This window comes from Bacillus sp. MM2020_4 (genome assembly GCF_011250555.1).
Taxonomy (GTDB): Bacteria; Bacillota; Bacilli; order Bacillales; family Cytobacillaceae; genus Neobacillus.
In genome coordinates this window covers 60,670-80,649 of record NZ_JAANMZ010000011.1, presented here as the reverse complement: position 1 = coordinate 80,649, position 19,980 = coordinate 60,670, and the positions used below count along the sequence as shown (strand labels likewise).

General features: G+C 39.1%; 18 protein-coding genes. 4 read left to right on the top strand and 14 right to left on the bottom strand.

Annotation, left to right across the window (positions count from 1 at the left end):
- Nucleotides 1–118 precede the first annotated feature (118 nt).
- Together G6554_RS10055 and G6554_RS10050 are read right to left on the bottom strand one after the other, a co-directional pair.
- Nucleotides 119–802 carry a LexA family transcriptional regulator gene (locus tag G6554_RS10055; protein ID WP_347564289.1) on the bottom strand — a complete coding sequence of 228 codons (684 nt, stop codon included), beginning with the start codon at nt 800–802 and terminating at the stop codon, nt 119–121.
- 6 nt (nt 803–808) lie between these two features.
- Nucleotides 809–1,072, bottom strand: a complete 264-nt coding sequence (locus G6554_RS10050; RefSeq protein WP_166241338.1) for a DUF2533 family protein — start codon at nt 1,070–1,072, stop codon at nt 809–811.
- A 187-nt stretch (nt 1,073–1,259) separates the two neighbouring features.
- Between G6554_RS10050 and xerS the strand changes: the two genes are divergently transcribed.
- A complete protein-coding gene (gene xerS / locus G6554_RS10045) occupies nt 1,260–2,348 on the top strand; it encodes a tyrosine recombinase XerS (protein ID WP_207343008.1) in 1,089 nt (362 codons plus the stop codon).
- 127 nt (nt 2,349–2,475) lie between these two features.
- Here xerS and G6554_RS10040 read toward each other — a convergent pair whose 3' ends face one another.
- The 10 genes from G6554_RS10040 to G6554_RS09995 all read right to left on the bottom strand — a co-directional run bounded on the left by G6554_RS10040 (nt 2,476) and on the right by G6554_RS09995 (nt 16,253).
- Entirely contained in the window at nt 2,476–2,898 is a 423-nt protein-coding gene (locus G6554_RS10040) for a PH domain-containing protein (RefSeq protein WP_166241333.1), read from the bottom strand.
- Nucleotides 2,899–3,031: 133 nt separating this feature from the next.
- Nucleotides 3,032–4,909: an ABC transporter ATP-binding protein gene (locus G6554_RS10035; protein WP_166241331.1), complete on the bottom strand. Its 1,878-nt coding sequence runs from the start codon at nt 4,907–4,909 to the stop codon at nt 3,032–3,034.
- Nucleotides 4,906–6,633, bottom strand: a complete 1,728-nt coding sequence (locus G6554_RS10030; RefSeq protein WP_166241329.1) for an ABC transporter ATP-binding protein — start codon at nt 6,631–6,633, stop codon at nt 4,906–4,908. The genes G6554_RS10035 and G6554_RS10030 overlap by 4 nt, the downstream gene beginning before the upstream one ends.
- A gap of 107 nt (nt 6,634–6,740) precedes the next feature.
- Nucleotides 6,741–7,193, bottom strand: coding sequence for a MarR family winged helix-turn-helix transcriptional regulator (locus G6554_RS10025; RefSeq protein ID WP_166241327.1), 453 nt, complete (start codon nt 7,191–7,193; stop codon nt 6,741–6,743).
- Nucleotides 7,194–7,325: 132 nt separating this feature from the next.
- Nucleotides 7,326–8,087, bottom strand: a complete 762-nt coding sequence (locus G6554_RS10020; protein WP_166241325.1) for a hypothetical protein — start codon at nt 8,085–8,087, stop codon at nt 7,326–7,328.
- Between the two features lie 97 nt (nt 8,088–8,184).
- On the bottom strand, nt 8,185–10,623 hold the full coding sequence (gene parC, locus G6554_RS10015) for a DNA topoisomerase IV subunit A (protein ID WP_166241323.1): 2,439 nt from the start codon (nt 10,621–10,623) through the stop codon (nt 8,185–8,187).
- A complete protein-coding gene (parE, locus tag G6554_RS10010) occupies nt 10,620–12,599 on the bottom strand; it encodes a DNA topoisomerase IV subunit B (protein ID WP_166241321.1) in 1,980 nt (659 codons plus the stop codon). The genes parC and parE overlap by 4 nt, the downstream gene beginning before the upstream one ends.
- Nucleotides 12,600–12,874: 275 nt before the next feature.
- Nucleotides 12,875–13,294 carry a CoA-binding protein gene (locus tag G6554_RS10005; protein ID WP_166241319.1) on the bottom strand — a complete coding sequence of 140 codons (420 nt, stop codon included), beginning with the start codon at nt 13,292–13,294 and terminating at the stop codon, nt 12,875–12,877.
- A gap of 100 nt (nt 13,295–13,394) precedes the next feature.
- Complete coding sequence (locus tag G6554_RS10000; RefSeq protein WP_166241317.1) at nt 13,395–14,246, bottom strand: sensor histidine kinase; 852 nt, start codon at nt 14,244–14,246, stop codon at nt 13,395–13,397.
- A 267-nt stretch (nt 14,247–14,513) separates the two neighbouring features.
- The gene (locus G6554_RS09995; RefSeq protein ID WP_166241315.1) at nt 14,514–16,253 is read right to left on the bottom strand and encodes a glycosyl hydrolase family 18 protein; all 1,740 of its coding nucleotides are present in this window, start codon (nt 16,251–16,253) and stop codon (nt 14,514–14,516) included.
- Between the two features lie 169 nt (nt 16,254–16,422).
- Here G6554_RS09995 and plsY point away from each other — a divergent pair, with 169 nt between their 5' ends.
- The 3 genes from plsY (at nt 16,423) to G6554_RS09980 (ending at nt 19,133) form a co-directional block, all read left to right on the top strand.
- On the top strand, nt 16,423–17,022 hold the full coding sequence (gene plsY / locus G6554_RS09990) for a glycerol-3-phosphate 1-O-acyltransferase PlsY (protein WP_166241313.1): 600 nt from the start codon (nt 16,423–16,425) through the stop codon (nt 17,020–17,022).
- Nucleotides 17,023–17,329: 307 nt separating this feature from the next.
- Nucleotides 17,330–17,503, top strand: coding sequence for a hypothetical protein (locus G6554_RS09985; protein WP_166241311.1), 174 nt, complete (start codon nt 17,330–17,332; stop codon nt 17,501–17,503).
- Between the two features lie 475 nt (nt 17,504–17,978).
- Nucleotides 17,979–19,133, top strand: coding sequence for a CapA family protein (locus tag G6554_RS09980; RefSeq protein WP_166241309.1), 1,155 nt, complete (start codon nt 17,979–17,981; stop codon nt 19,131–19,133).
- A gap of 43 nt (nt 19,134–19,176) precedes the next feature.
- Here the strand turns inward: G6554_RS09980 and G6554_RS09975 are convergent, their stop codons facing one another.
- Nucleotides 19,177–19,494: a hypothetical protein gene (locus tag G6554_RS09975; RefSeq protein WP_166241307.1), complete on the bottom strand. Its 318-nt coding sequence runs from the start codon at nt 19,492–19,494 to the stop codon at nt 19,177–19,179.
- A gap of 43 nt (nt 19,495–19,537) precedes the next feature.
- Entirely contained in the window at nt 19,538–19,966 is a 429-nt protein-coding gene (locus tag G6554_RS09970; protein ID WP_166241372.1) for an acyl-CoA thioesterase, read from the bottom strand.
- Nucleotides 19,967–19,980: the final 14 nt, after the last annotated feature.

The following is a 19,980-nucleotide window of genomic DNA, read 5'->3' as shown; positions in this document are numbered from 1 at the left end:
GTTATCCTATGAAAATGATAATGAAAATATGCTTTAGTGATCCTACGCTAATAAAATAAAAAGCCAGCCCATAAATTGAGCTGACAAAAGAATGAAGAGAAGGGGATAGGGGAAAAAATTAACTTTGCTTAATAAATGAGATTAATAAGTCTATTTCTGTAGAATGAAGCTGGTTAGCGTTATTAAAAAACTGTTGGACTATTATAATCATTTCGGGGCTAATTTCGTCACCGACAGACTGGATGATCATACCGACAGCAGCCCCTACAAATACAGAAAGCTGTATGTTTGATTCCTCAGATGCATTCACCATATTCACAGTTAAGTCCTTAATAGGATTTCCAAGGCTATTCAAGAATAAGAGGAGAACACAAAGGAAGTAGGTACAGAATTCTAGTTTAACCTCGACATTTTTCATTAGTTCTAAGATATGTTTAATTGCGTCCATCAACGGGAGATTTTGTTGTTGCGCCATTAGAACCCTTACGTGGTTAAGAATTATTTCCCATTCATCTGGATTGGAAATTTCTCTTCTCTCTTTTTGAAATAGGAGATCTGCCATGCTTGTAGGAGAGAAGACCACAGTGGATCTTCCCGTTTCATTTTCGTTTATAGCATAGGTTCTTTTTAAAAGACCCTGGCTTTCTAAAGTTTTCAAAACATCATATGCAGTCCATTTGCTCACACCAATCGCCTCAGCCACGTCAGAATAATGAACAGGAAGATTGGTAGTTTGATATTGCTGCCAAATTTGGTCAAGAAACTCCCGTCTTCTTTTCGTTAAAGAAATCAACGCCGCCACCACCATTTATTGTTGTTTTGTTAGTGATTTTACATATTCTTGAACCATTTCAACCGTAACGTTTTTCCTTGTCGGAACAAATCGCAGGTAAATTTTATTCATCCTATTTGTTACCTCGTTAATTTTATCAGTAGTATAGGGAAGACCTTGTTCACATAAACCTATGGCTTCTTCAATGTAGTTTTCACGTAGTTGATCCAGAGCCTGAAATTCCTGGTATGTTTTATTCTGATTCGCTGCGTGGTTAATTAAATCTTTATGTACACTCATGATTTCACTCCTAAAATTTTCTGTATTCATCATACCATAAACAACAAAAGGAGGATTTCATGAAATTTTTAAATTTATTAATAAGGGGAGAGAATTTAGGGGTAAACTTTCGGAAAAAACTTAATTGCGTAAAATATAAATTTGACGCAATTAAGCTGATGGGATAATATAGTAGTGAGGTGTTATGATGGTAAATCAGGAAAAACAATCTAATTTTAAAAAGTTGCAAGTCATTCTTCAGGAATTGCCTTGGTATGTGGATGAATACATCAATCATAAACTACGAAAACTTTCCACTGCTTCATTATTCAATTACTGTCATGATTATAAAATTTTCTTCAATTGGATGATTAATGAACAGTTATGGAACGGCAGCATCAAGGACATTCCATTGGAACGGTTGGAGACAATGACGGTTTTAGAGGTTGAAAACTTCTTAAACTATCTACATTATCAATTAAATAATAAGGAATTAACTGTGAATCGGAAGTTATCTGCGTTAAAATCACTGTTTAATTATCTGCAAAATATTGCGGAAACTCCTGATTTAAAGCCATATATCAATCGGAATGTAATGGCGAAAATTGAATTTAATGAAGTCAAAGACAGTATGGAAACAAAAGCTTCGAAAATGGAAGGAAAAATTCTGCTCGGTGATGAATACGAGAAATTTCGCCTGTTTATTGCCAATGATTATGGTGAAGTAAACAAAGAAAACCAGCGGTTATATAACTTTTATCAATTAAATAGAGAACGTGATACCGCCATTGTATCGTTAATCCTAGGATCGGGCCTCCGCCTTTCGGAGTTGGTGGGAATTGATTTAGGCGATATTGACTTTAGCAAGTATTGTGTCCGCGTAATCCGTAAAGGAAATAAAGAACAATTTGTTTATTTTAGCCAGGTGGCCATGGCGGATTTGCAGGAATATTTAGCTGTAAGAACGGGCAAATACAAAGTTGATAAAAATGAAAAGGCATTATTTGTTGGGGGCCCGACAGGTCCGAAAGTAAAATCACAAAGATTAAAAGCCCGAGCCATAGAATATCTGATTGAAAAATATGCAACTGCATTTGGTAAACCATCCTTATCAGTGCATAAATTGAGACACTCGTTCGCTACCAGATACCATGCGGAAATCAATGATGTACCGAAATTACGGCGCCAGTTAGGCCATTCCTCGATACAAACGACGATGATATATACCCATATTAAGAATGACGATCTAAAAATTGCGGTTGATAAGATGGATATGCCAAAAGAACAATTGGAATAAAAATAGGGCTGTTACAAATGACAGCTCTAAAAATGCTTTTTATCAGTTTACATAATATTATTATGGTAACTAAAATGAATTTGTCTCATTTCCTAAGTATACTTAAGATAATGAGACGGAATGAAATTTAAAGGTTTATATCAATTTTTGAATTAACTTCTCTTAAATTCTCGCAAAATTGGTCCCCATTTTTTGGTGAAATCAAAATCGTATTCCATTTTCCATATCGTATTTCTAACCGGTTCAATGACAATGCTGGGCTCGATAATGGATTTCGCGTTTTTCTGATACTTATTATCGTCATGATGTCAATTTTCCAACGAAACGGCCCTCCAACAATCTTCAATTGGTTCCCATTTATTTCATAATAGGTTCCGAACCAGCACCAAAGAATAAATGCACTAGTAAATCCACATACCAGGACCGCCGTGATGACCTCCCCCTTCCCTTCTGGTCCGCCGGGTAGGAATAAAAAAGAGCCAATTAAAAAGGCAATTGCCCCCCATAATAGAACGCCTGTAATAATTCCCTTTTTAGAGTAAAATCTCATCACCTTCAACTCCTTACAACAATTGATTACAAAAGACAAACATTCCCAATAATATCATTATATACGAGTAACATACTTAAAAGTTATAAAAAAAGGCATTTAGAAAGTTTATAAACTCTCTAAATGCCTTTTTTTATCCTGCAGTTTTCTGATTAAAGGTAAACTGGCTATTATACAACTCAGCATAAAAGTCACCCTTTTCTAGTAATTCCTTATGGGTTCCTTTCTCAATTACTGTTCCATGATTCATGACTAGAATGAGATCAGCGTCACGTATCGTTGATAGCCGGTGGGCAATAACGAAACTTGTGCGCCCTTTCATTAAGTGATCCATTGCTTTTTGAATTTGAACTTCGGTTCTGGTATCGACACTGCTGGTTGCTTCATCCAGAATTAAGATGGAAGGATTAGCCAGGATCGCCCGTGCAATTGTTATTAATTGCTTTTGACCTTGTGAAATATTTGATGCTTCTTCATTTAAAATTGTATCGTAGCCTTCGGGGAGCGTTCGAATAAAGTGATCAGCATTAGCTGCCTGTGCTGCTGCCACTATTGCTGCTTCTGTTGCTCCCTCTCTTCCGTATGCAATATTATCACGAATGGAACTATTGAAAAGCCATGTATCTTGAAGCACCATTCCGAATAAACTACGCAGTTTCTCTCTTTTAAATTCACGAGTATCGATGCCGTCAATTAGGATTTTTCCTGAATTAAGTTCATAGAAACGCATTAATAAATTGATGAGTGTGGTTTTACCAGCACCGGTCGGTCCGACGATCGCAACCCGTTGCCCTGGCTTCACCTTAACATTCATATCCTCAATTAATGGTTCATTTTCCTTATAACTGAATGAAACATGTTCAAAGGAAACCTCCCCTTTAGGAGCGATAATGTCTTTCGGTGCGACCGCTTCAGGCACCTCTTCTGTTTCATCTAAAATTTCAAATACACGCTCAGCGCTTGCAATCGTTGACTGGATAATGTTCGCAATATTGGCAGTTTGAGTAATTGGTTGAGAAAATTGCCGTGAATATTGAATAAATGCTTGAATATCCCCTATTTCAATGGCCTTTTTCGTTACCAAAAGGCCGCCAACTACTGACACAAGCACATAACCAATATTATTGATAAATGACATTAATGGCATAATCATGCCAGACATGAATTGCGCTTTCCAACCTGATTGGTACAAGTCCTTATTGGTTTCTTCAAATTTTTCAATGGATTGCTGTTCACGCCCAAACACTTTGATGACTTTATGTCCTGTATACATCTCTTCTACATGCCCATTAAGCTCACCAAGAGATTTTTGCTGCCCTTTAAAGTAGGTCTGTGACTTTTTAGCAATCTTCATTATCGCCACAAAACTTAGTGGGATTGTCAGTACTACAATCAATGTCATTAACGGACTGATCGAAAGCATCATGACAATAACTCCGAGTAATGTAACGACCGAAGTGATAAGTTGTGTTAAGCTTTGCTGTAAGGTTGTACTGATATTATCGACGTCATTGACAGCCCGACTTAGAATTTCACCATGTGTCCGTGAGTCGAAATACTTTAAGGGAAGCTTGTTGAGTTTCTCTTCTACCTCTTTACGAAGATGATAAACCGTTTTTTGGGCAACCCCCGCCATGATATATTGTTGAATATAGGCAAAGATCGCACTTATAATATAAAGTCCTATTAGCAACAGAATAATTTGACCAATGTAGTCAAAATCTATTTTTGCTCCTGGAACTCCTCGTAATTTCGCCATTAAGCCTTCAAACATCTTGGTCGTTGCTTTCCCCATAATTTTTGGGCTGACTATTGAAAAAACGGTACTGATAATGGCTGTAATTAAAACGGCAAACAGTTGTATTTTATACGGCTTTAAGTAGGTGATGAGCCGTTTTAACGTTCCTTTGAAGTTCTTTGCTTTCTGGGGAGCCATGCCCATGCCCATTGGGCCGAATCCACCGCCCCCTGGTCCTCTTCCTGGTCCCTGATGCTTGGAATCCTTGCTCATGCGATTTCCTCCTCTGACAACTGCGACATGACAATTTCACGGTAAACCTTACTTGTTTCCATTAACTCTTGATGGTTGCCGATTCCGGCGATTTCCCCATTTTCTAAAACGATAATTTGGTCGGCATCCATAATCGTGCTAACTCGCTGAGCAACGATGAGCATGGTTGAAGAAGCCGTTTCTGCTTTTAAGGCTGCACGCAGTTTGGCATCTGTTTTAAAATCCAGTGCTGAAAAACTATCATCAAAAATATAGATTTCCGGTTTTCTTACAAGGGCTCGAGCAATCGACAAGCGCTGTTTTTGCCCGCCCGAAACATTTGTTCCCCCCTGAGCAATCACAGACTGGAATCCATCGGGCATTTCCGAGATAAACTCCGTTGCTTGAGCCGTTTCGGCAGCCTGTTGTACTTCTTCATCTGTAGCCGCTTCTTTACCATAACGAATATTTTCTGAAATGGTACCGGTAAAAAGAACCGCCTGCTGTGGAACAAAACCTACTTTTTCGCGAAGGTTCTCCTGAGTCATTTCGCGGACATTTACACCATCTACTAGTACTTCTCCACTATCCACATCATAAAAGCGTGGAATCAAATTGATCAGCGTTGATTTACCTGAACCGGTTCCGCCAATAATGGCTGTTACTTCCCCCGGGTTCATTTTAAAAGAAATGTCTGAAATAGCTGGCATTTCTGCACCAGGGTAACTGAAGGTGACATTTCGAAATTCTACATAACCCTTTTGCACCTTTACGGATGCAGGTGAGGCAGGATCTTGAATATCAGCATTTGTTTCAAACACTTCGTTTATCCTAACCGCTGAAACGGATGCTCTTGGAATCATCACAAACATCATAGATAACATCACAAATGAGAACATGATTTGCATCGCATATTGAATAAATGCCATCATGTCACCAACTTCCATATGACCATTACTAATCCTAATCCCGCCAAACCAAATAATCGCCACGGTGGTAAGGTTGAGGACAATCATCATGATCGGCATCATGGAAGCCATGAGTTTATTGACCTTTATCGCTGTTTGTGTAAGATCCCAGTTTGCTTCATCAAACCGTTTTTTCTCATGGGTCACCCTGTTAAAGGAACGGATAACACGAATGCCTGTTAGGTTTTCTCTTAATACCCGATTAAGTTTATCGAGCTTTACTTGCATGGCTTTAAATAACGGCATTCCCTTTCTGGCAATCACCACGATTGTTATGACCAGAACAGGTAAGGACACTGCCAGAACCAAGGTCAACTTTGTATCTTTCGATAATGCCATAATAATCCCGCCAATACACATCATCGGTGCCATTACCATCATCCGGAGCATCATGATGAGTACTTGCTGGATCTGGGTAATATCGTTTGTTGTTCTCGTAATCAGTGATGCTGTTCCCAGTTTATCAAACTCATGAAGAGAGAAGTTCCCGACATGTGAAAAGATTTCGCTTCGCAGTACCTTACCAAAACCGGCTCCTGCCTTTGCCGAATAGAAGCTGGCAATGATGGAGCAAATCATTCCCCCAGCCGCTACAACCAGCATAAGGCCGCCGATTTTCCAAATATAATTCGTATCACCTGTTACTACTCCCTTATCGACAATATCAGCCATTAAGGTTGGTAAGTACAGTTCAGCCATTGACTGAAGAAGAACAAGTACCAAAACAAAGTAAATGGGTATTTGAAATGGTTTTAAAAATCTGGTCAATTTGATCAAGTTGTTTCAACTCCGTTTTTATTGGTTTCTGAGCCTACCATATACTAAATTTATGAACTGAATATGAACAATCATGTTCCATTGCTTTACCTATTTGTTTCCGAAAGCTATTGATTACTTACTCGGGTAAAATAATCATGAACTTTGGTAAGCAATTCTGCCAGTTGTACACTTTCTTCTTCTCCTAAATAATCAATTAATCCCAAAAAGGTTTCACCAAATGCTTTCCTAGCATTTTTAGTTGCTTCCATCCCTGCCGGAGTCAGTGTAATTTTTACAGCTCTTCTGTCATCTGGATCAACTGTCCGTTCAACTAAGCTGTCTTTTTCAAGGATGTTAACGATTTGAGTAATAGTTGGTGGGGTAACCTCCAAAAGCTGACTAATTTCAGAAACTTTCATTTCGCTATTCTTGTCATTTGCAAAACGTTGAATGGTTGCAAGCACCCTGAATTCACTCGGATTAAAACCGGCAATTTTCTTGTTATGCCACCCCGTTTTTTTTAATTGCATAAAGGATTGTAAAAGCTTTTGGGCCGTGCCGCTTTCAAAATCGGCCATTTTCATCACCTCGAGTTTCATTTTTTTTATAATACTTAGGTAACTTAATTATTTACAACCCTAAGTATATTCCTCTCCATTTTCATCGTCAATTTTTAGATAAAGAAAAAACACAGAAAATAGTTTCTGTGTTTATTTAGGTATATTCTCTTGCTTGACATTTACATTTAATAGCTTCCATTGGTCATTTTCATATGTCCATGTGGTTTCAACTAAGGCAATGGTGTCCGCATTTGCGACACCGGTTACTCTCTGAATACCCTTTAATCCCATATTTCCATCTTTTAATTGAAACGGCTTTAGGCTGCTATAGGGATTTACCGATAATTCGGTTGGTTCGTTTAGCTTTCCCTTATAATAAAAACCAAGTTTTTTGTAATATTTCTTCCGATCCTTTAAATCAAATAAATACGTCTTACCTGTTTGAAGCAGCTTTATTTCAGCTTTATAGCCATTAAGGAATTTAGCGTCCATTTCAAGTGGTTCCGGAATCGTTAAGTTGTTGTGGACAAAATTCTTTAATGAATATAAATAATTGTTTACTATGCCACCGCTTCCCCCTGTTAAAACACTCGCATATAAATCTTTTATTCCATCATGATTCAAGTCTGTTAGTTGAAGTGATGCTTTCGATCCACTTTCTAATGGAAAGGTAATGACTTTTCCATTTGAGCCCGCAATCTCAAGATATATCTCTTTCAAATACGAATCATCATCCTGATAAGGTACCCCCTTTAAGAGGATAACTTCATCTATTTCATCACCAGAAATATCTGCTTTTTCCTCTGAAATAGTGATGACCTTCGCTTTTTCCTCAATTGCATATACTCCAGTTATTGCCGTAATTGACAGTAGAAAAAATGAAACCATGACAAGCAGCATTTCCTTTTTCACTCGTTTCCCCTCCATACTCGCTATTGTTAGTTAGTATGTCCAATTTTGGAAAAAAGATGAAGAAAAGGACTCTCTATTTTTAGAGAGTCCCATCCATTTATTCATTAGGGGTTTCAGGTGTTTCCACTTTCCAAATATTCGTTACTTTTCCACTTTCCCCTTCATCTAAAATGAATGAGCCGTTAGAGTAACGATCACTATAGCGAATATCACTTATATTTACTGTTTCGATGAAACCTTTATCTGTTTGTATAAAAATGGTATCTTGATCATGTGCAATCATAAAGCCCATGATCCTGTGCGGATTTGATTTGAGTTCCCTCAGAATGACGACACCTCGCTTAGCACGAGTAGCCTTTTCAAATTCTTTTACTTTCATCCGCTTTACGGCGCCCCGCTGCGTGGCAATCACAATGGAATCCCTACTGTCGGAAGTAATCAGCTTCCCACCGACAACAAAATCGTTTTCTTTTAGGTTTATCCCTTTTACTCCCGCTGCTCGAATGCCGACAATACTTATTTCTTCCTCATGGAACCAAAGGGCATAGCCAAGGTTTGTAATGAGGAAAAGTTCTTTTGTTCCGTCTGTTAGATGGACATCCATTACTTGGTCGTCATCTTTAAGATTGACGGCAACAAGTGGCTTAGAATAGCGCTGTGCTTTATAAGCTTTCAGCTCTGTCTTCTTGACCATACCATTTTTTGTAACAAAAACGAAGAAGGCATCTGATTCAAAATCCTTCACCGGTACCGCTTGAATAATTTCTTCATCACGGTCAATTGGAATGATATTTGCCACATGCTGGCCTAAGTCCTTCCAGCGGATATCAGGAAGCTCATGCACAGGGCAGAATAGATAATTGCCCTTGTTAGTGAAAAGGAGCAGAACATCCTTTGTATTCATATCAAGTTGATCTAATAGACGGTCGGATTCCTTCATGGCAAGATCCTGACCACCTGATGCAGCAAATGAACGCTGGCTTGTCCGTTTTACATACCCTTGTTTCGTAATGGTTACAATGACGTCCTCGCTAGGAACGGTTACCTCAAGATTGATTTTTAACTCTTCAATCTCTGCTTCAATCTTCGAACGGCGCACATCGGCGAAGCGTTTTTTTATATCTTTTAATTCCTTTTTAATTACGGAGATCAGCTTTATGTCACTTGCTAAAATAGCTGTCCACTCTTCGATTTTCTTTGCTAATTCGTCTGCTTCCTGCCTTAATGCGGTGATGTCAGTATTCGTTAAGCGATAAAGCTGTAAAGACACAATAGCTTCGGCCTGCAACTCGGTAAAGGCAAATTTAGCAATCAAATTGTCTTTTGCATCACGCTTGTCCTTTGACGCGCGGATGGTGGCAATTACTTCATCAAGAATGGATAAAGCTTTCATTAAGCCTTCAACAATATGCTGACGTTCTTTCGCTTTATTGAGTTCAAACTGAGTCCTTCGTGTCACCACTTCTTTTTGATGCTCAATATAGGCATCAAGTAATTCTCGAAGCCCCATTAACATTGGCCGCTTTTTATGAATAGCCACCATATTAAAATTATAGGTTACTTGCAAATCACTATTTTTATATAAATAATTCAAAACACCTTCAGCATCGGCATCCTTTTTTAACTCAATCACAATTCTTAGACCGGTACGGTCGGTTTCATCGCGAACCTCAGATATGCCCTCAACTTTTCGATCAAGACGAAACTCATCCATTTTTTTGACAAGGTTTGCCTTATTCACTTCATAGGGAATTTCTGTGATCACAATTTGCTGTTTTCCGCCACGAACCTCTTCAATGTCTGCTTTACTGCGGATAATAATCTTGCCTTTACCAGTTTCATAGGCTTTTTTTATACCATCTATCCCCTGAATAATTCCTCCAGTAGGGAAATCTGGCCCCTTGATAACCGTCATAAGTTCATCGACAGTCGCATCTGGATGATCCATTCTTTTAATGACGCCGTCAATAACCTCACCAAGATGATGTGGTGGTATATCCGTTGCATATCCAGCAGAAATCCCTGTTGAACCATTTACTAGAAGATTTGGAAACATCGCTGGGAAGACAGTTGGTTCCTTCGAGGTATCGTCAAAGTTTGGAATAAAATCGACGGTATTTTTTTCAATATCACGTAAAAGTTCTGCGGATATGGCTGACAGCCTCGCTTCCGTATACCGCATCGCTGCTGCCGGGTCACCATCGACACTCCCGTTGTTTCCGTGCATTTGCACGAGCACATTTCGTACCTTCCAATCCTGGCTCATCCGAACCATTGCTTCGTAAACGGAGGAATCACCATGTGGATGATAGTTACCGATTACGTTACCAACCGTTTTTGCTGACTTTCGAAAGCCTTTATCAAAGGTATTGCCCTCGAAATGCATCGCATAGAGAATTCTTCGCTGAACCGGCTTTAACCCATCTCTAGCATCAGGCAAGGCGCGTTCTTGAATAATATATTTACTATATCTGCCAAAACGATCACCAATGACATCTTCTAAAGGTAAGTCACGGAATTTTTCAGTTGCACTCATCCTTCAGACCCCTCCTCAGCGACCGTAATATTTTCATTTTCTAAAATGGTGTCATCTTCTTCTAAACCAAATGCAACATTGCTTTCAATCCATTTACGGCGCGGTTCGACTTTATCACCCATAAGGGTTGTCACGCGGCGTTCCGCTCTTGCCGCGTCATCGATTTTCACCCGAATCAGCGTACGTGTTTCCGGATCCATTGTTGTATCCCACAGCTGATCGGCATTCATTTCACCAAGACCCTTATAACGCTGGATGATATAGCCTCTGCCCACCTTTTTCAAGGCACCTTGCAGCTCATCATCACTCCAGGCATACTCAATTATTTCTTTTTTACCTGCTCCTTTACTTACCTTATAAAGCGGCGGCAAGGCAATAAATACTTTTCCCGCCTCAAGGAGCGGTTTCATATAGCGGTAAAAGAAGGTAAGTAATAATACTTGAATATGAGCACCGTCTGTATCGGCATCCGTCATAATAACGACCTTATCGTAGTTAATGTCTTCCACATTAAAGTCGGCACCTACTCCACCGCCGATGGCATAAATAATCGTATTGATTTCTTCATTTTTAAAAATGTCCGCTAGTTTTGCTTTTTCTGTATTAATGACTTTACCTCGTAAAGGAAGAACAGCTTGAAAACGGCGGTCACGTCCTTGTTTTGCCGATCCTCCAGCAGAATCACCCTCAACAAGGTACAATTCATTCTTTTGTGGGTTTCGGGATTGCGCCGGTGTTAGTTTACCGGATAATACAGCTTCTCCACGCTTCCGTTTCTTGCCGCTGCGTGCATCTTCCCGTGCCTTTCTGGCAGCTTCACGGGCTTGGTAAGCTTTAATCGACTTTTTAATCAAAAGGGAGCTTATATCAGGATTTTCCTCAAGAAAATAGGATAAATGCTCAGACACAACCGCATCAACGGCCGATCTCGCTTCACTTGTTCCTAGTTTTCCTTTCGTTTGTCCTTCAAATTGGAGGAGTTCCTCAGGGATTCTTACGGAAATAACCGCCGATAACCCTTCCCTAATATCTGTCCCATCAAGGTTCTTATCTTTTTCTTTTAATAAGGAGATCTTCCGGGCATAGTCGTTAAATACCCTTGTCAACGCTGTTTTAGAGCCGGCTTCGTGTGTACCGCCATCTCTTGTCCGTACGTTGTTAACAAACGAAAGAATATTTTCAGAATAGCCATCATTGAATTGAAAGGCAAATTCGACCTCTATGCCATGATTTGCCCCTTCAAAGCTGACAACGGGGTGGAGGACATCCTTTTCTTCGTTTAAATATTCAACAAAAGCCTCTATACCATTTTCATAATGAAATACTTCATGAAGGTCATTGCGGTCATCATGGATTTCAATCTTTAACCCTTTCAGTAAAAAGGCTGACTCTCTTAACCTCTCACATAAGGTATCGAAGTTATAGGTGGTTGTTGAAAAAATAGAGGAATCAGGCTTGAAATGAATCGTCGTTCCTGATTGATTGGTTTTACCGATCTTTTCAAGTGTTGTAGCTGGCTTACCGCCATTCTCAAACCGTTGTTCATAAACGAAACCGTCCCGCTTAATCGTGACGGTTAACCATTCCGATAGCGCATTGACGACAGAAGCCCCAACACCGTGGAGCCCGCCGCTTGTCTTATAGCCACCCTGACCGAATTTTCCGCCGGCATGGAGCACCGTTAATATGACTTCTGGTGTAGGTTTACCCATTTTATGCATACCTGTAGGCATGCCGCGTCCTTTATCCATGACACTGATAGAGTTGTCTTTGTGTATTTTTACGATGATTTGATCACCAAAGCCGCCAAGCGCCTCATCCACTGAATTGTCCACAATCTCATAGACGAGGTGATGGAGTCCGCGTGAATCGGTGCTGCCAATGTACATACCCGGGCGTTTTCTAACCGCCTCAAGACCTTCTAGTACTTGTATGGCATCATCATTATAATCAAAAGCTTGTTGATTCCTTGCCACGATAATACCCCTTTCATACATTACAAAAAAACTAAATTGATTAAACGTTTCTGTTATCCTTGTAAATATCGTATTAGAACTAATGTTTGCCACTTTGATTTTAACACATGTTCTCGTGGCGTCTAGACTTAATTGTAGCGATTTATTTCGATTTGGCAAATAAGTATTTTTAAATTAACTCATTTTGCTATATGATTTTTGCAGAATTTAGGGAGAAAAAAAGAAAAAAACTGCTAATTATTAGCAGTCATTTAAAAAGAAATGAGGTCTATTTGTTATGGCATGTTCCTGGTTAAAGCATGCTCCACTTTTATACAACGATCCATGACAACTGTATAGCCTTTTTCTTTTAAAAACTCATATGCTTCTTCATTTGCAAGGCCCAGCTGTGCCCAAAAAACATCCGCATCAATTTCGTCAAATTCCTTTGCCACATCAAACAATTGCTCTGAGCGACGGAATACGTTCACGATGTCAATATGCCCGTTAATATCTTTTAAGGATGCCACTGCCTTTACACCCAGAATCTCGCCATCAAAGGTTGGATTGACTGGAATAATGTCATATCCCGCTTTTTGCATGACCTCAGATACTTGATAAGAAGTGCGATCAGGTTTATTACTTAAACCAACTACGGCAATTCTTTTTGCTTTTTTTAATATTGTCCCAATTTCCTCGCGACTAGGATTCTCCATTCAGTACCACTCCTGTATATTGTTTTCTATATTTTACCTCTTTCCAGTAAAATTACAAAATAAAAAACTCCCTGTTTGTGGGAGTATTTGTACCGATGAATCAAATTGATACGAGTTCCTGTTTAACAGCTGCCGTTGCCTTAGGAATTGACAAACAGAATTTGGCTCCATCACTCGTATTTTCAACTGTTACAGTGCCATTCATCTTTTCGACTATCATCTTGGTTAAATAAAGGCCGAGACCAGTCCCATTTTGCCTTGTGGTAAAGTAGGGGTCAAATACTTTCTTTAGTAATACAGGTTCGATACCGCCTGCATTATCAATGAACTCTGCTGTCACATTATCTGTTGTCTCACCGATTTTTATCGATAGTTTTCGATGTCTGCTGTCTTTTTGAACAAAGGCGTCACGTGCATTTGTTAAAATATTTAGCACAACCTGGCTATATTCATTCGGATATCCATATGCCATCTGTTGGCCTCTATATTCAAATTCTACCTGAATCCCATGTTTTTTCAGACTTAGCGAAAATATGGTTAATGCCTCTTCGATTGAATCGCCAACGGAAAAAGGTATTCTTTCTTTATTCGGTTTATAGAATTTCCGAAAATCATTTATCGTCCTGGACATATGATTAATTTGGACCATACTCTCCCTAGTGAACCGGTCAATGTATTGATCGTCAATTTCGCCAAACTCCAATGCTTCTCTAACATCATGCATTAATAGCGATAAGTGATTTAACGGCTGTCGCCATTGGTGCCCAATACTAGCAACCATACCACCCATTGCAGCAAGTCTGGATTGCTCAATTAAAATCGTATCTTTCTGTTTGTTCTTTACCACCTCTTCCTGAATTAACTTTTCTAAATATTGATTTTGTTGTACCACTAACTCATACTTTTTTACTAATTCTTGATAGTTTCTTTCACTTTCCGATTTCTCGATCATATAGCTCAACTCCTTCATACAGATTCGGAAAATTATAAGACAAACCGACCAATAGTCGTGTCGATTCGGCCGGTTTTTTGCTTGTTTATTTGATTTTATCTAAATTATAGGGGCTCCATACACAGCTTTCAACGAATTAACAAATGGTTTGAAAATTCTCCATACTTTTGTAATAAAATCGACTTTAATTGTCCTTACTTTTGACGATTTAATAAATGTAAAAAGGAAATAATAAAGGATCTGTGTAAGAATCCTTTATTATTTCCTTTATTTTTGTGTTACGGCATTGTCAGCATGTAGATTTAAGGCCGTCCATGCGGTGATGTCGCCGAAAACCCTAGACCATGTCCCAACTCCGGCCAACTGATAGTTACTCGCTAAATCAGCTCGTTTCTTCAAAGATAATTCATCTTCTATCCAAATTTTATAGAGGGCATTTTCTTCTGCAGAAGCATATTCTGCGTAGTTTTGACCACTTTCCTCATCATACGTTGGCTGTATTCCTTTCTCAGCAATCCATGCTTTCACCTTATCCATTGATAGTGCCTGTGCAGTTACTTCAGTAGTGCCATCTGTATTTGTTTGTTCCTTCCATAGTCTTGCATACAACGGGACCCCAAGGATTAATTTCTCATTGGGTACCTCTTTTAGCAAGGTATCAAGGTTTCTTTCCACCCATGGTAAACTAGCCACACTTCCTGCACCCGACGCGGCACCCGTATGTTCATCATACGCCATGACGACAAGGAAATCGGCGATTTTAGCCAGCTTTTCACGTTCGTAAAATGAAGACCAGTTGTTGTTACTGCCCGCTGCAAACGTAATATCCATTGATACAATTAATCCGGCTTCATGCAGGTATGGTGCTGCCTCCCTCATGAATTGAGTCACAAGCGGCCCATCTTCTTGATTCACATTTTCGATATCAAAATTAATTCCTTGCAACTGGTACATCTGACTGAAATGAAGCAATTGCCGGATGATCGCTTGCCGTGTTTCAAAATCTTTCATGGCCTCGTGTGTTAGCACAGGGTCAAATGAATTTGAAAACACCCCCCATACTTGATATCCCTTTCCGTGTGCCCAGTTGCTGTAGTCAAGCGAAGCAAGGTTTTTGACTGATCCGTCACCAGCAGCAAGGGAGAACCATGTAGGCGAAACGACATTTACACCAGCCATGTCTGGGATTTTAGAAGCATCAGGATTTTTGGAATAAACAGCCTCCCAGGTTAATTTTACAGGGCCATTAATCTCTGGCATTGAAAACGTCTGGTTCTGCCGTATAATCTCGATCGTTACAGTCTCTTTCGTTTGAACATACTCCTTTTTTACATAACCGCTGATCCCATTCGCTTTTCTGACAAGATAAAAATCGTCCTTTTCGCCCTCAATGGTAACGGCTTCGTTGTTAGCCATTTCGGCTACATAGGGGGACCGGAACGAAGGTTCTGTTCGGAGCCTAAGTTTCTCTTGATTCATATCTTTTTCTGTCAATATACCCTTCATAAATTTCTCGCCATCCTGTTGAATCCAAATAGCCCCGGTTTCAGGCATTTTTTTATATTGGATCGGGTAAAAAGACAGGATCGGTTCAAGGGCAACGTATGTTTTTCCCTCCTTGGTAATAATGGGTGAAAGTTGTAAGTTAACTTCCTTTTGATTGACAAAATAGGTGAGAGAATTGGTCGGCATTTGAACCACTTTATCACTTGTTGTTAGGATGACTGAATTTGATTTTTCATCATACATTATGGTGTTGTCGATGTTTTCCTTCAAAAATGAAAGGGGAACAAACCAGGTATTTCCTTCGAGTAAGGCATTTCCCAGCTGCTCCCTGTGGAATACTATAGGATGTTCACCACGGAAATACGTTTTTTTATCCGTTGAGGCAAAAGGATAGAAGAATAGGAAAATGGAAGAAAAAATGAGTAGGAATGCGCAAATTAACCCTCCAAAGATCCATTTCATAGATAGTTTATTTGTGTAATGATATTCAATACGCGCCATGTTTCAAAATCCTCCTTACCTCTATCCTAAGATATCTTTTTAGAAATGAGAAGGTTTTTTCCAGGCTAAAATGCTAATTCTTTTAGTTATTCAAGAAAGCAATAGTGTTTTTTCGAAATTCCATGGTAAAATAGAAGGACTCGAACTTTTATTGAAGGAGATAGTATGAATGGTTCAAATTATTTTAGTTTTGATCCTGGCTTATTTGCTTGGTTCGATTCCATCCGGTTTGATTATCGGTAAGGTTTTTTACAAAACAGATATTCGTGAGCATGGGAGCGGAAATTTAGGGGGAACCAATACCTTTCGAACACTTGGTGTGAAAGCTGGTTTAGTCGTTACGATTGCTGATATTCTAAAAGGAACGTTAGCGGCATCGTTACCTGTTCTCTTATCGATTGATATGAACCCATTATTGGCTGGTGTGTTTGCTGTTTTGGGACATACTTACCCTCTATTCGCTGGATTTCGTGGCGGGAAAGCCGTCGCTACTTCTGGTGGAGTTCTATTGTTTGCAGCACCCTATTTGTTCTTAACCGTATTAGTCGCATTCTTTATTAGTTTGTACATAACAAAATATGTTTCCTTGTCATCGATGATTGCCGGAATTATCGCTATATTATTTGCAGTCATGGAAGGATTTGTGCAAAAATGGGACATCCCCTTGTTGATCGTCGTGTTTTTACTGGCATCCTTTGTCATTTACAGACATCGGGCAAATATAAAAAGAATCATTGACAAAACAGAGCCCAAAATCAAATGGCTGTAAGAAAAGCGCAAGCGCCCTGGTCAGCGGCGTATGGCCTGGAGCGATCCAACTGAGATAAAGGAAACACGAAGAGCCGGAAGGCGATTCGATGTTGACTTATCGTAGGGCGGAGAGTGAAGGACACTAGCCGCTAGGGAGCTGGAGCTAGACATTTCTCAAAGTTTAATTACTTTTTATTATTTTATTAATGGACCTTAAACGGTTCTTTTTTATTTTTCATAAAAAATTCAGAATCACTCCGGTCATTCATCTATATCTTCTGTAGTATATAAGTATGGATGGAAACTACAAGAGTGGAGGGATTTTGATGCAAGAGGTGGAACAGGATCTTATTTTTTCAACCGTTGTTTCGAATAACCCAGATGTAAATGAATTTATTGTTGAGTTTACCAGGAACGGAGAAATGACTGACAGCTTTCCGATAAAAACAACGAATAATTTTGATGAATTAATTGAATTTTTTTTCGAAATGGAAGAATAAAATTTTCTTTGTTGACAGCAAAAAGGAGCGTCCACTGTGGAGGCTCCTTTGATCTACATTTTTAACAATTTAAATGTTTTATTTCCCATTACATCCTGAATATAATCGAGCTTAGTTTGGTCAAAATAAACAAAATCCTTTTCATGGATAAGGATAATGAGCTCACCAAACTCAAACGTAGTATCCCCTTGTATTTTCCGCTCTTCCAGAGACAGATTTAATTTTGGACCACCTCAACCGATCCCCATACTTAAACGTAAGAACAGTGTTTCATCTGGTGTTTGTTTCTCGTTATTTACGGTGTATAGTAATTTTTCGTATGCACTCGGGGTAATCCGAAACATTTTTTTCACAATCCAATCATTTTTAATTAGTCCACCAAGAATAGATTTAATGTTATTCTTAAATATAATATAGTATAAACAATGAGCATAGAAATAATTTGCATGATAACGTGATGGGTAAAGGTGATTAAATGAAGAAAAAAGCTATTATTTCCTCCACATTCATTATTTTGGTTTGTATTGTTGCTGCGGCGTCTGTCTGGATTATTCAGCAAAATCAAGTGTCTAAACAGGATGACATGGTATACGTAACGAAAGACCATAAAACACGCCCATCCATCAATATCAATCATGAGTTGACTGAAAAGGTTACGCTCGGTGCGATTGGCGATATTCTTATCCATAGTCCTGTCTATGTAGACGCTTTTAATGGTGCAGAATATAGTTTTGATCCCATGTTCGAGCCTGTGAAACCATTATTGGAGAAGCCAGATGTACTGACGGCAAATCAAGAAAGTATGTTAGGTGGTCTAGAATTGGGTTTATCCGGGTATCCCATGTTCAATAGTCCGCACGAGGTTGCCAGTGCGCTCGTCCATTCCGGAGTCGATATCGTTTCAACAGCCAATAACCATTCATTGGATAAAGGGGAAAAAGGAATTCAGTCAGAGTCCGCCTATTTAGATAGTATTGGTTTACCACATGTCGGGAGTTTCATTGATGAGAAGGATCGAGAGGATTTGCGTGTCATTACGAAGAATGGCATTAAAATTGCCTTTCTTTCATACACATATGGCACAAATGGAATTTCTGTTCCGACTGGAAAAGACTATCTTGTCAACCTGATCGATCGAGAAATCATGAAGAATGAAATTCATCGTGCTAAAAAGGCAGCAGATGTTGTGGTGATGAGTATTCATTGGGGGATGGAGTATCAGCGAATCCCGACTGATGAACAAAAGGATTTGGCGAATTTCTTGGCTAATGAGGGTGTAGATATTATCTTTGGCTCCCATCCGCATGTATTGCAGCCAATGAAATGGATTCCGACGACGGATGGCCGCAAATCATTTGTGGTTTATTCATTAGGGAATTTTCTATCTGCACAATATGGGGATTATAAGGATATTGGTGGGTTAGCCACAATAGATATTACCAAACATGTTTCAGAAAAAGGCAACACGATTGAGCTCTCAAACCCTGTGTTTTCTCCAACATTCGTGACAAGTCAAAAATATCATCAATTTCGTATCGTACCTTTAGAAAATGCCGGAGCATACGGACTTTCTAATGCCGACGCAACATATAAAGAAATTCAAGAACATATGAGCCAATGGCTCCATTAAAGGGTTGTTCATACAACCGAAGAAACTGGCTCACTTGATAAAATTACTTCTCAAGTGAGCCTGTTTTGTTTTTCCAAATATGTTCTTGCAGACCTTCTTTTATCAAAATTTCTTTTTGTCTATCACCGATTAAGTCAAAATGGGAATAGCCATCGATTCGATGATGAATCCATTCCTTTTTTAAACCATGTTTTTTGCCCCAAGCGGCTAATTTTTCAAGGTCACCACAACCCACCTTGGTTACTGTCTTACTGCCTGGAAAGCGGTCATCAAGCCAATAATGGGTTAAAAAGGCGATCTCACCGTGATCAATTTTTCCTTTCCATTCCCTAATTTCATCTCGTTTTATGCCAAAGGCCATTCTATTCACCTCACCATTGTTTATATGGAGGCATTCCGAGTGTTCATTTTTTCTTGATTTCTTCGTATTTTACGTACCATTCTGGAAAAGCCTTTTTAAATGATGTCGGTCTGAAATTATCTTTTTTTACAATAATGTGAGTGGATGTCCCTACGGCACACACGTCATCCTCACCGTTTACAATGGTGTAGCCATAAATGGTTTTTATTCCGTCATTTAATTCGACCCAAGTCTTTACAAATGCTTGATCGCCATATCGTAATGGTTTTTTGTATGTAATCTGAATATCATAGACTGGCGCATAGTATCCGGATTCTTCCATGGAGAGATAACTGTAGCCGAGGTCCTCAATAAACCCGGTTCTACCAAGCTCGAAAAACTTTAAATAATTGGCATGATAAATGACACCCATCATATCGGTATCTGCATAATAAAGCTGAATTTCTCTTGTTGAAACAAAATATGGTTCCATATCCACGTTCCTTT